A 13,015-nucleotide genomic window follows, 5' to 3' on the forward strand; every position below is an offset into this window, starting at 1 on the left:
ACCTTCCTACCCGTCATCCTGAGGAGCGCGTAGCGCGTCTCGAAGGATGCACGGCCACGAGAGCGCCGCATAGAGAAACCCTGGCCGTCGCCCCTTCGAGACGGCCGCTTTGCGGCCTCCTCAGGGTGACGGTGATAGAGCGTGTGCGCTTCGCTAGCTGCTGATCCGCGCGTCGGCGACGGCCTTCTTGAACAGCGCGTTCATCGCGTCGGCAATGCCTTGCGTCGGGCTGACCTCGAAATAGAAGCCCGGCGACGCGCAGGCCTGCATGTTCTGCGCGATCTGGCTGTTCGGCGACGGGCCGAACGGGCCCTGATTGAACGGATCGATCCAGGTCATGTACCAGCTGTTGGTCGGCAGCTGCAGGTAAGTCGTGTAGAGCACCGCGATCTTGACGCCGCGGTTCTTGATCGCCGTGCACAGCGCCGGATTGATCGGCGACTGGCAGCGATTGCCGCCGCTGATCGGCTTCAGGCAGCTTGAATTCGGCTCGTCGGCCACGCCGTCGGACACGAAGAACAGATATTTCATCGGCGCGGCCGCCGTGCCCGTGCCCGGCGCGCTGATCGCGTTGCTGATGGCCGGAAGCACCGTCGAGAACTGGCTGTCCTTGTCGGCGGTGTAGGAATCGTTGTTGCCGTAGACGCCCATCAGGTCGATGTTGCCGGCCGCGGTCTTGGCGCTCGACAGGCTGGTCGACAGCGAGAACAGCGCGCGCAGGCCGATCGTCTTCGACGAGGCGCCGAAATCGTAGATCGCCATCCGGTACTGGCTGGCATAGGTCGCGGTGTTCGCGGCCGTGTCCATCAACTGCTGGGTCGCGCTGCGCAGCACGTCGATCCGCGTCGTGACGCCGAGCGTCTTGGCGAGATTGTAATAGTTGTTGGCGTCGTTGTAGTCGTGACAGGCGAAGGCGCACTTGTCGGACGTGTTGTTGACCATCTTGGTCACGTCAGCGGGCGTCGCCGCAACCCCCATCGACGGCGAGTTGTCGAGCAGGAGATAGAAATCGATATAGAGCGGCATGTTCGCGGTCGAGGTCGACGCGCCGGTCACCGTCATCTTGCTTTGCCCGATGACGCCGAGGAACATGGTCGGGACATCGGCGGTGAACTTGACCGTCGAGGTGATGACGCCGCCGGTCTTGGTCATGGTCGGCGTCACGCTGGTCAGCGTGAAGCCGTTCTGGTTGAAGATGTTGCCGTTGAAGATCTTGGTCGCATCGGCTTCGCCCGCCTGGATCTCACCGTCCGAGGTCATGGCGCCGGCGGCAACGAAGCCGGGCGATGCCTTGGCGATCGATCCGACGCTCGCGGCGTCGGCGGCCGATATCAGCTTGCTGCGGATCTGGTTGGCGCGCGAATAGTCGACCGCGCATCCGACCGCGACGACGAGCGGCAGCACAGCGAGGCCGAAGGTCATTGCGATGTTGCCGGAGCGATCGCGACGGAAACGGCTGATGGTCCGGATCAAGGTGCTCATGGGTTATGTCGGCAAAGAATATGATGGGCAGATAAATGAGAACCTTCACCCTGCCGGATACGAATTAAGGCCGGCTTATCGCGATCGCGGAAAGCCGCGCGGGCATAAATCGTTTGGCTGACAGCGCGTTGCTGGTTAATGAAAGCTTGCAGACTGGAAGGAATCCCCCGCCGCATGGCTGACATCAAGCTGACCCTCGTCGTCGCCTGCGCGCTTGTCGATGCCGACAAGCGCGTGCTGCTGGCGCAGCGCCCCGAGGGCAAGGCGCTGGCCGGCCTGTGGGAATTCCCCGGCGGCAAGATCGAGCCCGGCGAGCGGCCGGAGCAGACCCTGATCCGCGAGCTGCATGAGGAGATCGGCATCACCGTGAGCGAGCCGTGCCTCGCGCCGCTGACCTTCGCCAGCCATGCCTACGAGACCTTCCACCTGCTGATGCCGCTCTACATCTGCCGGCGCTGGGAGGGCATCGCGGTGGCGCGCGAGGGCCAGAACCTCACCTGGGTCCGCGCAAGCAAGCTGCGCGACTACCCGATGCCGCCCGCGGACATCCCGCTGCTGCCGCATCTGATCGATCTGCTGCTGTGATCCTCTTCGCCTCTTCCGCTTGCGAGGGAGGCGCGCTGCCAAAATATCGAAAACAACCCCATGCAAAGCAGGTGGCGGTGGCCGGCGTTCGACCAGGCGACTTGACACGTCGGGCAACTCACCGGCATAATTCCATTATTCCGAAATCGCGTAAGCGCCCCCTCGGCCTTTCCCCGCAAGGGCAGGGCAATCGCATATGAATGCGACTTATCCGCTGGCTCGGTCGGCCTCTCCCGCTTTTGCGGGGGAGGCCGGATCGCATCGCAGATGCGATCCGAGTGGGGGCTATTTCCGCGATACGACTCGTGGAGAGACCCTCACCCCAGCCCTCCCCCGCAAGCGGGAGAGGGAGCCCTTGCATCGTGCGTCCCTAGCGCTTCGTCCCCTTCACCGCCGCCTCAAGGCTCGCCTTCGCCGACCCTGGCTTGAGCGGCTTCGGCTGGCTTTCATGCGGCGCCCAGCCGGAGAGCCAAACGATGTCGAAGGTGGCGCGGATGCGGCCGTCTGGATCGGCGAAGCGTTCGCCGTAGATCTGCGCCATCCGCAGCATGGTGGCGCGGCGGGTTAAGGTGTGACGTCGCTCGCGCAGCACATTGGTGGCGCCCATGCGCCGCAGGTCAGCCATCAGCGCGAACGCGCTGGCATAACGCACCACGACGCGGTCGACGTCAGTCACCGGCAGCGCGAATCCCGCGCGCTGCAACAGCGCGCCGATGTCGCGCAGATCGGCGAACGGCGCGACGCGCGGCGAGGCCCCGCCCTCGCACTCGGCCTCCGCCGCGGCAAAGCTCTGCCGCAGCTCGGTCAGCGTATCGCCGCCGAGCATCGCCGCGAGCAATAGCCCGTCCGGCTTCAGCCCCCGGCGGATCTGCGCCAGCACGCCCGGCAGGTCGTTGACGAACTGGAAGGCGAGCGCGGAGACCACTAGATCGCGCGACTCCGGCGCCAGTCCGAGTGATTCCACCTCACTGAATCCGATCGCATCGACCGCGGCGACACGCCCATGCAGGGCGTCCGCGAGCCCGTTGCCCGGCGTCCAGACATCGGCAGCCGCGGAAAAGCTGCGTGACACCGCCAGCAGCCGATCCGTCATGTCTTCGCTAGCGCGATCGAGCAGGAACGTCGCCGCCCCCTCGCGCCGCGCACGCGCCAGCCGCGCACCGAGCAAGGCGCGATCGAACAGGATGGGGGCTGAGGGCGGGTTCGGTGTCATGCCGGCTGGTTACGCCGGACCGCCGCCGCAGGCAATGCGCCTTGAGCCGGCGTTGCTCAAACGCTAGCCTCGCCGTCATGGACGCCGAGGCATCACCGACACGCTCCATTACCGGTCACGTCCACCGCGCGCTTGGCGCGATCGGGGGCGCGTGGCTGCGCACGGCGCGGCTGGCGCTCGATATCGCGCTGCCGACGCTATGCGTTTCGTGCCGTGAGCCGGTCGATGGCGAGGGGGTGTGCGCGGCCTGCTGGGCCAGATTGTCGTTCATCGCGCCGCCGTTTTGCCCGCGGCTCGGGATTCCCTTCGTCTACGATCCGGGGCCCGAGTTGCTGTCGATGGAGGCGATCGCAAATCCGCCGGCCTACCAGCGTGCCCGCGCCGCGGTGCGCTATGACGACGTCGCGCGCACGCTGGTGCACGCATTGAAATACCAGGATCGCACCGATCTGGCGCCAACAATGGGTCGCTGGATGGCGCGGGCGGGGAAGGAATTGCTCGCCGACGCCGATCTGCTGGTTCCGGTTCCTCTGCATTGGCGGCGCGGCTGGAGCCGGCGCTACAACCAGTCCGGGGCGCTCGCCAAGGTGATCGCGCGCCAGAGCGGCGTCAAAATGGCTGCCGAAGCGCTGCGGCGCATCCGCGCCACCGAGCAGCAGATCGGGCTGTCACGCAAGGATCGCGCCAGCAATGTCCAGGGCGCATTCGGGGTCGCCGATGAACGCAAGGCTGACGTCCAGGGCCGCCGCGTGATCCTGGTCGACGACGTCCTGACCTCGGGCGCGACAGTCGATGCCTGCGCGCGGGCGCTGCTGCGCGCCAAAGCCGCGCAGGTCGACGTGCTGGTGTTTGCCCGGGTTGTCGATACCCACCGCGCTCCCATATAATCTGACATTCTGGTTCAACCGAGCGCACCATGACCGCTGCCATTGAAATCTACACCCGCCCGGGCTGCGGTTATTGCAGCGCGGCCAAATCGCTTTTGACGCGCAAGAACGCCGCGTTCACCGAATTGAGCGTCGCCAGCAACCCGGCCTATCGCGACGAGATGTATGGCCGCGCCGGTGCCGGCTCGACCTTCCCGCAGATCTTCATCGGCAAGACCCATGTCGGCGGCTGCGACGAGCTCTACGCGCTCGACCGCGAGGGCAAGCTCGACGGCCTGCTCAGCAACGGAGGCGGCGCCTGATGACGGAGAACATTTTCACCGCCGCCATGGTGCAGATGCGCACCGGATTGCTGCCGGAGCCGAGCCTCGAGCAGGGCACGCGGCTGATCCGCGAGGCGGCGGCGCAGGGTGCCAAGTACGTGCTGACCCCCGAGGTCAGCAACATGATGCAGCTCAACCGCAAGGCGCTGTTCGAGCATTTGGCGAGCGAAGAGGACGACCAGTCGCTGAAGGCGTATCGCGCGCTGGCCGCCGAACTGAAGATCCACCTGCATATCGGCTCGCTGGCGCTGCGCTACTCGCCGGAGAAGGCGGTCAACCGCTCGTTCCTGATCGGGCCCGAGGGCAATCTGCTCGCGAGCTACGACAAGATCCATATGTTCGATATCGATCTGCCGGGCGGCGAAAGCTATCGCGAATCGGCCAATTATCAGCCCGGCGAGACGGCCGTGATCTCCGACCTGCCCTGGGGCCGGATCGGGCTCACGATCTGCTACGACGTGCGCTTCCCGGCGCTGTACCGCGCGCTGGCCGAAGCCGGCGCATCGTTCCTCACCGTGCCGTCCGCCTTCACCCGCAAGACCGGCGAAGCGCATTGGCACGCGCTGCTGCGCGCCCGCGCCATCGAGACCGGCTGCTTCGTGTTCGCAGCGGCGCAGGCCGGCCTGCATGAGAACAAGCGCGAGACCTTCGGGCATTCGCTGATCATCGACCCCTGGGGCGAGATCCTCGCCGAGGGCGGCGTCGAGCCGGGCGTGTTCCTGGCCGAGATCGACCCCGCCAAGGTCGAGACCGCGCGCAAGACCATTCCCTCGTTGCAGCATGGCAGGCGTTTCGGCATTGCCGACCCCAAGGCCGGCCCGGAGCATCTGCACCTCGTCCGGGGTTCGGCATGATCCGCTACACGCTGCGCTGCGAGCGCGGCCACCAGTTCGAGAGCTGGTTCCAGAGCTCCGCGGCCTATGAATCGCAGGAGCGGCGTCACTTGATCGATTGCCCGTCGTGCGGCTCGAGCAAGATCGAGCGCGCGATCATGGCGCCGCAGGTCGTCAGCAAGAAGGGCCGCGAACCGGCCCAGCCGGCGCCGGCCGCGCCCGTCGAGGCGGCGGCGAGCGAGTCGACGTCGCTGATGATGGCGCAGGAGCGCGAGCTGCGCAGCAAGCTGAAGGAGCTGCGCGACCACATCGTGAAGAACGCCGACAATGTCGGCGACCGCTTTCCGAACGAAGCGCGCAAGATGCATTACGGCGATATCGAGCACCGGCCGATCTATGGCGAGGCCTCGCCCGAAGAGGCCCGCGCGCTGATCGACGAAGGCGTCGAGGTCTCGCCCCTGCCGACGCTGCCGGAAGACCGGAATTGACGCGCAGCGTCATTCCGGGGCACGCGAAGCGTGAACCCGGAATCTCGCGCCGCACCTCGAGATTCCGGGTTCGGTGCTGCGCACCGCCCCGGAATGACAATCTGGGACGAGCATGACCCCCGAAACCTTCTCCTCCTGGCAGGTCTGGGCGTTTCTTTCCGCCGTCTTCGCCGCGCTGACCGCGATCTTCGCCAAGGTCGGCGTCGAGGGCATCAACTCCGATCTCGCGACCCTGATCCGCACCGTGATCGTCTTGATCACGCTGTCGGCCATCCTGTTCGCGACCGGACAGTTCACCCAGTCCGGGCCGATCTCGGGCAAGAGCTGGCTGTTCCTGCTGCTGTCCGGACTCGGCACCGGCGCGTCATGGATCTGCTATTTCCGCGCGCTCAAGCTCGGACCCGCAACGCTGGTCGCGCCGATCGACAAGCTCAGCGTGGTGCTGGTGGCGCTGTTCGGCGCCACCTTCCTCGGCGAACGCCCCTCGGCCTATGGCTGGCTCGGGATCGCGCTGATCTCCGCGGGCGCGGTGCTGATCGCGGTGAAAGGGTAATTACGCGGCGACCAAGAGCGCGACGCCGATCACGATCAGGACGATGCCGAACACCTCGCGCAGCGAGAACGGCTGCTTGAGCGAGAAATAGGCCACGCCCTGCGCGAACAGCACCTCGATCAGCGCCAGCGTGCGCACATTGGCGGCGGCGGTGAGCGCGAACGCCAGGAACCAGAATTGCGATGAGAACGCGCCCATGAAGCCCGCGAACATCGAGGGCCGCCACAGCTTGAGGATCGACCTCAGCACGTCGGGCGCGCGCAGCAACAGATAGACCGACAGGATCAGCGTCTGCACGAGGAGGCTCCACATCAGCGTGTAGGAGGCCGCCGTGACAAATGAGACTGAGGGCACCGCGATGATCGCGCCGCGAAAGCTCACCGCCGAGATCGCGAACACCGCGGCGGCACCGAGGCCGAGCACGGTCGGGCGCAGGTCAGCGAAGCTCTTCTGCCCGCCGGGCCGCAGCGCGGTGATGACGACGCCGATGGTCGCGATCACGATCGCGATCACCTTGGCCGAGGTGAGATGGTCGCCGAGGAAGATGAAGCCGAAGATCGCGGTCTGGATCGCCTCGGTCTTCATGTAGGCCGTGGTGACGACGAACGAGCGGTCGTTCATCGCCAGCAGCATGAAGCCGGTGCCGACGATCTGGCTGAGCGCGCCGGTTACCAGCCACGGCCAGAACGCGGCCGCCGGCCACGGCACGCGATCGCCGGTCAGCAGCACCGCCAGCGCGAAGAACACCACCGAGAACGGCAGGCCGAACAGGAAACGGATATTGGTCGCGCCCCAGGTCCCGAGCGGCCCGGTCAGATGCCGCTGCATCGCATTGCGCGCCACCTGCCCGAACGCGGCGACGATGGTGAAGGGAATCCAGAGCGAGGCGATCGTGAACATGGGGGATAAGGAAAGCATGCCGGCGGGAGTACACGCCCAGCGTGCCGATTGCCGCTGACGCGGTCAACCGAGTGGGCGCATGACAGGCCTGCGCGATGTCCACAAACTTCCGTCGCCCGGATGAAGCGAAGCGCAATCCGGGGCCAGCTCATCCGCGGACGAAGCAGTCCCGGATTACGCTACGCTCCATCCGGGCTACGCATTCTGCTTTCGCAGGGACGACACCTGTTGTGTGGCCGAGACCGTGGTATCTAACTCACACCTCTTCCGCCACCACCATGTAGTTCACGTCCATGTCGGTCGACACGGTCCATTTGTCGGCGAGCGGGTTGTAGACCACGCCGGCCTGCTCGGTGACGGTGAGGTTGACGTCGCCGAGATAGCGCTCGAGCTCGGCGGGAGTGACGAACTTGCTCCACTCATGGGTGCCGCGCGGCAGCCAGCGCAGCACGTATTCGGCGCCGACGATCGCCAGCGCAAAACTCTTCCAGTTGCGGTTCAGGGTCGAGACCACCATCAGCCCGCCGGGCTTGAGCATGACCGCGCAGCGCTTGATGAAGGCGCCGACGTCGTTGACGTGCTCGACCACCTCCATCGCCAGCACGATGTCGAAGCGCTCGCGGGCGTCCATCTCCTCCACCGTGGTGCAGCGGTAGTCGATCGACAGATGGCCCTTGTCGGCGTGCAGCTTCGCTGCGGCAATATTGGTGGCGGAGGGATCGATCCCGATCACCTGGGCCCCTAACCGCGTGAACGGCTCGCACAACAGGCCGGCGCCGCAGCCGATGTCGAGCAGGCGCAGGCCGGACAGGCAGTTGAGGCTCTTGGCGTTGCGCTCGAACTTGCGGCAGGCGGCATCGCGGATATAGGTCAGGCGTAGCGGGTTGATCTTGTGCAGCGGCGCCATCTTGCCGCGCGGATCCCACCATTCATCGGATAGTTTCGAGAATTTCGCGACCTCGGCCGGATCGACCGAGCTGGCGGAGGCGTTGGCGGAGAAACTGGCGGAGGAACCGGAAAGCGTTGATTGCGTGGCCATGATTGCGCGCGCCCCTATCGCGCGGTGATCGAATTGCGGAACGACAGCGGCGCGGCGATGGTCCTGATGGTCTCGATGCCCTCGCCGACGCCGCGGATGGTGACGTCGCCATAATTGAGCAGGCGCCCCATGATGCTCTGGTTGACGTCGACGCTCTCGACCTTGTCGAGGCTCATCTCGAAGGTGCGCCGCTTGATGAAGCCGCTCTTGTGCACCACGCGGAAATTGGTGACGTCGGTTTCGGTGGTCCAGCGGTGGAACCAGGCCGCGGCGGTCCAGTACAGCGCCGCGACCGCGACCACGGCGGCGGCCGCAAAGCAGGCCATCACGAGGCCGTCGACCGTCGTCATCCGCGACAGGATCAAGAGCGCCAGCACCACGATCCAGGCCCCGATCGCCGGCAGATAGAACATCCAGTGCGCATTGGTCGAATACAGCACCTTCTCGCCAGGCTGCAGGATCTCGTCGATATAACGTCCCATCCAATCTGCCTTCGAGTTGCCCCGTGTTACCCGTGCGCCACAACCCGCCCGCAACCGGTCAAAACACCCCCAAAAGACACTCGAGGGCCCCCTACCTACCGGCTTGCCCCCGGGCGCGGCGCTATGTATACGCGCGTTTCGGTCCCCGCGCTTGCGGTTTTCGGCGTGGGTTAACCTACTTATCCTCTTAAAGGAATAGACGCGTCGTCATGGGCCGCCTCGTGATGAAATTCGGCGGTACATCCGTCGCCAATATCGATCGTATCCGCAACGTCGCGCAGCATGTGAAGCGCGAGGTCGACGCGGGCCACGAGGTCGCCGTCGTCGTCTCAGCGATGTCCGGCAAGACCAATGAGCTGGTGGCCTGGTGCACCGATGCCTCGCCGATGCACGACGCGCGCGAATATGACGCGGTGGTCGCCTCCGGCGAACAGGTCACTTCGGGCCTGCTCGCGATCGTTCTGCAGGGCATCGGCATCCAGGCGCGCTCCTGGCAGGGCTGGCAGATCCCGATCAAGACCTCGGAGGCGCATGCCTCGGCGCGCATCCTCGATATCGACGGCACCGAGATCATCACCCGCTTCAAGGAGCGCAAGGAAGTCGCCGTGATCGCCGGCTTCCAGGGCATCAATCCCGATACCGGCCGCATCACCACGCTCGGCCGCGGCGGCTCGGACACCTCGGCGGTGGCGATCGCCGCCGCGCTGCGCGCCGACCGCTGCGACATCTACACCGACGTCGACGGCGTCTACACCACCGATCCGCGCGTGGTGCCGAAGGCGCGCCGGCTCGACAAGATCGCCTTCGAGGACATGCTGGAACTGGCCTCGCAGGGCGCCAAGGTGCTGCAGGTTCGCTCGGTGGAACTCGGCATGGTGCACAACATGCCGATCTTCGTGCGCTCCAGCTTCGACAAGCCAGAGGATATCGACCCGCACGCCAACCAGCCGCCGGGCACGCTGATCTGCAGCGAGGAGGAAATCATGGAAATGCACGTCGTCACCGGCATCGCCTTCTCCAAGGACGAAGCCCAGATTTCCGTGCGCCAGATCGAGGACAAGCCCGGCGTCGCCGCCGCGATCTTCGGGCCGCTCGCGGATGCCAATATCAATGTCGACATGATCGTGCAGAACGTGTCCGAGGACGGCAAGACCACCGACCTCACCTTCACCGTTCCGGCCGGCGACTATAACCGCGCCAAGGACACGATTACCGCCGCCAAGGCCAAGATCGGCTACGCCCGCCTCGACACCGCGACCGACGTCGCCAAGGTCTCGGTGATCGGCAGCGGCATGCGCAGCCATGCCGGCGTCGCGGCCAAGGGGTTCAAGGCGCTGGCCGACCGCAACATCAACATCCGCGCCATCACCACCTCCGAGATCAAGTTCTCGGTCCTGATCGACGCCGCCTATACCGAGCTCGCGGTCCGCACGCTGCACACGCTGTACGGCCTCGACCAGGCGTAGGTCTTTGGGAGCCCTCTCCCCTTGTGGGAGAGGGTGGGTTCGATGCGGGAGCATTGAAACCGGGTGAGGGGTCTGTCTCCGCGGATGGAGACCCCTCATCCGTCGCGGACTTCGCATAGGCGATGCGCAGCATCGGCGTCTTCCAGGGACGGCGGCCTGTGGGCGCCTACGGACACCTTCTCCCACAAGGGGGAGAAGGGAAGAGGGTCCCCCAGCCGCGCCCCGGAGTTAGAATTTCTCTTAGCGGGCGCAGCATTAGGCTGACGCAGACGTTATTTGCTACTGGCAGGCGTTTTGCTTGGCAAAGCAAGCCTCGATTGGCTATACGGCCAGTCAGGTAGGCTGTCGCAAACTGTGGCACAGTTTCGGTGATCGCGAATCGGCGGGAACTGGCGAGCGGCGACGCCGAATGACTAAAATTGTTGTTTTTGACGAGTTTTGCGCCAGCGGCCGGCCGCACCGGTGCGCTGGCTTCGCGGGGAGGGACTGAAACACATGCGGAGCGCGTCGGGAGGCCCCCGCATCCTGTTGAGACGGCTCCGCGAGACCATGGCGGAGCAAGTCTCCGCCCAGGAGCGGCTCGACAAGATCGTGGTGCTGATCGCGGCCAACATGGTGGCCGAGGTCTGCTCCTGCTACGTGCTGCGCATCGACAACACCCTCGAACTCTACGCCACCGAAGGTCTGAACCGCGACGCCGTCCACCGCACCGTGATGAGCGCGCATGAAGGCCTGGTCGGCCTCGTCGCCAGCGAGGCGACGCCGCTCAATCTGTCCGACGCGCAAAGCCATCCCGCCTTCGCCTACCGCCCGGAGACCGGCGAAGAGGCCTACCACTCGTTCCTCGGCGTGCCGATCCTGCGCGCCGGCAACACGCTCGGCGTGCTCGTGGTGCAGAACCGCGCCAAGCGCACCTATGTCGAGGAAGAAGTCGAGGCGCTGCAGACCACCGCCATGGTGCTGGCGGAGATGATCGCCTCCGGCGAGCTTGCCGCGCTGGCGCAGCCCGGCGCCGAGCCCGCCGCGCGGCACTCGCTGCACAAGACCGGCGCGGTGCTCTCCGACGGCATCGCGCTCGGCCACGTCGTGCTGCACGAGCCGCGCGTCGTCATCACCAACTACATCGCCGAGGATCTGCCGAAGGAGATCAAGCGGCTCGACACTGCGCTCGCCAATTTGCGCGCCGATCTCGACCGCATGCTGGAGCGCGGCGACGTCGCCGACGGCGGCGAGCACCGCGAGGTGCTAGAAGCCTACCGCATGTTCGCCAACGACCAGGGCTGGTCGCACAAGCTGCATGAGGCGGTCGCCACCGGCCTCACCGCGGAAGCCGCCGTCGAACGCGTGCAGTCCGACACCCGCGCGCGCATGCTGCGCTCGACCGATCCCTATCTGCGCGACCGCCTGCACGACCTCGAGGATCTCGGCCATCGCCTGATGCGGCAGCTGGTCGGCCAGGACCATGCGCCCTCGCGCGAGCAGCTGCCCGACAACGCCATCCTGATCGCCCGCGCGATGGGTCCCGCGGCATTGCTCGACTATGACCGCAAGCGGCTGCGCGGCCTGGTGCTGGAGGAAGGCACCGCGAATTCCCACGTCTCGATCGTGGCGCGCGCGCTCGGCATTCCCGCGGTCGGCGAGGTGCCGAACGCGCCCGGCATCGCCGATCCGGGCGACGCCATCATCGTCGACGGCATTTCCGGCGAGATCTATGTCCGCCCCTCGACCGAGATCGAATCCGCCTACGCCGAGCGCGTCCGGTTCCGGGCGCGCCGGCAGGCGCAATATTCGGCGCTGCGCGACAAGGCCTGCGTGACCAAGGACGGCCAGCCGATCGAGCTTCTGATCAATGCCGGCCTGACCATCGACCTGCCGCATATCGACGACACCGGCAGCGCCGGCATCGGCCTGTTCCGCACCGAATTACAGTTCATGGTGAGCCCGAACCTGCCGCGCTCGAGCGACCAGCTCGCGCTGTACCGCACCGTGCTCGACGCCGCGGGCAGCAAGCCCGTCACCTTCCGCACGCTCGACATCGGCGGCGACAAGGCGCTGCCCTATATGGAGACCGTGATCGAGGAAAATCCCGCGCTCGGCTGGCGCGCCATCCGGCTCGGCCTCGACCGTCCCGGCCTGCTACGCGGCCAGATCCGCGCGCTGCTGCGTGCCGGCGGCGGCCGCGCGCTGAAGATCATGTTCCCGATGATCTCCGACATCGCCGAGTTCGATCAGGCCAAGGCGATCGTCGAGCGCGAGTTGACCTATCTGCGCCAGCACGGCCATTCGCTGCCCGAGCGGATCGATATCGGCACCATGGTCGAGGTGCCGGCGCTGCTCTACCAGCTCGACGAGCTCCTGAAGAAGGTCGACTTCGTCTCGGTCGGCTCCAACGACCTGTTCCAGTTCCTGTTTGCGGTCGACCGCGGCAATGCCAAGGTCTCCGAACGCTTCGACATTTTGTCGGCGCCGATCCTGCGCGCGCTGCGCGACATCGTGCGCAAGGCCAAGACGGCGAAGAAGGCCGCCTCGCTGTGCGGCGAGATGGCGTCGAAGCCGATCGGCGCGCTGGCGCTGATCGCAATCGGCTACCGTTCGCTTTCATTGTCGGCAACCGCGCACGGCCCGGTCAAGGCGCTGATCCTCGACCTCGATGCCAAGAAGGCCGAGGCGATGATCAATCCGCTGCTGGACGCGCCGGTCGGCAGCGTCTCGATCCGCGCGGCGCTGACGAAGTTTGCGGAAACCGAGGGGCTGGCCTTGTAGC

Annotated in this window: 13 protein-coding genes; 8 read left to right on the top strand and 5 right to left on the bottom strand. The window is 66.0% G+C overall.

All coding sequences use genetic code 11. The annotated features are described in order from the left end of the window. Window positions 1–153: 153 nt before the first annotated feature. Window positions 154–1,482: a TadE/TadG family type IV pilus assembly protein gene (locus QA635_RS40720; protein ID WP_283065730.1), complete on the bottom strand. Its 1,329-nt coding sequence runs from the start codon at window positions 1,480–1,482 to the stop codon at window positions 154–156. A gap of 174 nt (window positions 1,483–1,656) precedes the next feature. On the opposite strand from QA635_RS40720, the gene QA635_RS40725 reads away from it, so the two are divergent. Further along, entirely contained in the window at window positions 1,657–2,067 is a 411-nt protein-coding gene (locus QA635_RS40725; RefSeq protein WP_283065732.1) for a (deoxy)nucleoside triphosphate pyrophosphohydrolase, read from the top strand. Window positions 2,068–2,437: 370 nt separating this feature from the next. Here the strand turns inward: QA635_RS40725 and QA635_RS40730 are convergent, their stop codons facing one another. Beyond that, on the bottom strand, window positions 2,438–3,280 hold the full coding sequence (locus QA635_RS40730) for a methyltransferase domain-containing protein (RefSeq protein ID WP_283065734.1): 843 nt from the start codon (window positions 3,278–3,280) through the stop codon (window positions 2,438–2,440). A gap of 77 nt (window positions 3,281–3,357) precedes the next feature. Here QA635_RS40730 and QA635_RS40735 point away from each other — a divergent pair, with 77 nt between their 5' ends. From QA635_RS40735 to QA635_RS40755, 5 genes are all read left to right on the top strand, one after another. Then, window positions 3,358–4,167: a ComF family protein gene (locus QA635_RS40735; protein WP_283065735.1), complete on the top strand. Its 810-nt coding sequence runs from the start codon at window positions 3,358–3,360 to the stop codon at window positions 4,165–4,167. A 29-nt stretch (window positions 4,168–4,196) separates the two neighbouring features. Continuing rightward, entirely contained in the window at window positions 4,197–4,469 is a 273-nt protein-coding gene (gene grxC / locus QA635_RS40740) for a glutaredoxin 3 (RefSeq protein WP_057015554.1), read from the top strand. Beyond that, entirely contained in the window at window positions 4,469–5,344 is an 876-nt protein-coding gene (locus tag QA635_RS40745) for a carbon-nitrogen hydrolase family protein (protein WP_283065738.1), read from the top strand. The genes grxC and QA635_RS40745 overlap by 1 nt, the downstream gene beginning before the upstream one ends. Beyond that, complete coding sequence (locus tag QA635_RS40750) at window positions 5,341–5,811, top strand: DUF1178 family protein (RefSeq protein ID WP_225162707.1); 471 nt, start codon at window positions 5,341–5,343, stop codon at window positions 5,809–5,811. The genes QA635_RS40745 and QA635_RS40750 overlap by 4 nt, the downstream gene beginning before the upstream one ends. Before the next feature lie 112 nt (window positions 5,812–5,923). Continuing rightward, window positions 5,924–6,364, top strand: a complete 441-nt coding sequence (locus QA635_RS40755; protein WP_283065740.1) for an EamA family transporter — start codon at window positions 5,924–5,926, stop codon at window positions 6,362–6,364. Here the strand turns inward: QA635_RS40755 and QA635_RS40760 are convergent, their stop codons facing one another. From QA635_RS40760 to QA635_RS40770, 3 genes are all read right to left on the bottom strand, one after another. Then, window positions 6,365–7,264: a DMT family transporter gene (locus QA635_RS40760; protein WP_283065741.1), complete on the bottom strand. Its 900-nt coding sequence runs from the start codon at window positions 7,262–7,264 to the stop codon at window positions 6,365–6,367. Between the two features lie 256 nt (window positions 7,265–7,520). Beyond that, the gene (ubiG, locus tag QA635_RS40765) at window positions 7,521–8,303 is read right to left on the bottom strand and encodes a bifunctional 2-polyprenyl-6-hydroxyphenol methylase/3-demethylubiquinol 3-O-methyltransferase UbiG (protein ID WP_283065742.1); all 783 of its coding nucleotides are present in this window, start codon (window positions 8,301–8,303) and stop codon (window positions 7,521–7,523) included. A 14-nt stretch (window positions 8,304–8,317) separates the two neighbouring features. Continuing rightward, complete coding sequence (locus tag QA635_RS40770; RefSeq protein ID WP_057015559.1) at window positions 8,318–8,785, bottom strand: PH domain-containing protein; 468 nt, start codon at window positions 8,783–8,785, stop codon at window positions 8,318–8,320. A 209-nt stretch (window positions 8,786–8,994) separates the two neighbouring features. Between QA635_RS40770 and QA635_RS40775 the strand changes: the two genes are divergently transcribed. Both QA635_RS40775 and ptsP read left to right on the top strand, forming a co-directional pair. Further along, window positions 8,995–10,251, top strand: a complete 1,257-nt coding sequence (locus QA635_RS40775; protein WP_038387056.1) for an aspartate kinase — start codon at window positions 8,995–8,997, stop codon at window positions 10,249–10,251. A gap of 495 nt (window positions 10,252–10,746) precedes the next feature. Further along, window positions 10,747–13,014 carry a phosphoenolpyruvate--protein phosphotransferase gene (ptsP, locus tag QA635_RS40780; protein ID WP_283065745.1) on the top strand — a complete coding sequence of 756 codons (2,268 nt, stop codon included), beginning with the start codon at window positions 10,747–10,749 and terminating at the stop codon, window positions 13,012–13,014. Window position 13,015: the final 1 nt, after the last annotated feature.

This window comes from Bradyrhizobium brasilense (assembly GCF_029714345.1).
GTDB classification, from domain to species: Bacteria; Pseudomonadota; Alphaproteobacteria; order Rhizobiales; family Xanthobacteraceae; genus Bradyrhizobium; species Bradyrhizobium australafricanum.

Coding starts and splice junctions, on each gene's coding strand:
- QA635_RS40720 (WP_283065730.1), bottom strand. CDS start 1,482: ATGAGCACCTTGATCCGGACCATCAGCCGTTTCCGTCGCGATCGCTCC.
- QA635_RS40725 (WP_283065732.1), top strand. CDS start 1,657: ATGGCTGACATCAAGCTGACCCTCGTCGTCGCCTGCGCGCTTGTCGAT.
- QA635_RS40730 (WP_283065734.1), bottom strand. CDS start 3,280: ATGACACCGAACCCGCCCTCAGCCCCCATCCTGTTCGATCGCGCCTTG.
- QA635_RS40735 (WP_283065735.1), top strand. CDS start 3,358: ATGGACGCCGAGGCATCACCGACACGCTCCATTACCGGTCACGTCCAC.
- grxC (WP_057015554.1), top strand. CDS start 4,197: ATGACCGCTGCCATTGAAATCTACACCCGCCCGGGCTGCGGTTATTGC.
- QA635_RS40745 (WP_283065738.1), top strand. CDS start 4,469: ATGACGGAGAACATTTTCACCGCCGCCATGGTGCAGATGCGCACCGGA.
- QA635_RS40750 (WP_225162707.1), top strand. CDS start 5,341: ATGATCCGCTACACGCTGCGCTGCGAGCGCGGCCACCAGTTCGAGAGC.
- QA635_RS40755 (WP_283065740.1), top strand. CDS start 5,924: ATGACCCCCGAAACCTTCTCCTCCTGGCAGGTCTGGGCGTTTCTTTCC.
- QA635_RS40760 (WP_283065741.1), bottom strand. CDS start 7,264: ATGTTCACGATCGCCTCGCTCTGGATTCCCTTCACCATCGTCGCCGCG.
- ubiG (WP_283065742.1), bottom strand. CDS start 8,303: ATGGCCACGCAATCAACGCTTTCCGGTTCCTCCGCCAGTTTCTCCGCC.
- QA635_RS40770 (WP_057015559.1), bottom strand. CDS start 8,785: ATGGGACGTTATATCGACGAGATCCTGCAGCCTGGCGAGAAGGTGCTG.
- QA635_RS40775 (WP_038387056.1), top strand. CDS start 8,995: ATGGGCCGCCTCGTGATGAAATTCGGCGGTACATCCGTCGCCAATATC.
- ptsP (WP_283065745.1), top strand. CDS start 10,747: ATGCGGAGCGCGTCGGGAGGCCCCCGCATCCTGTTGAGACGGCTCCGC.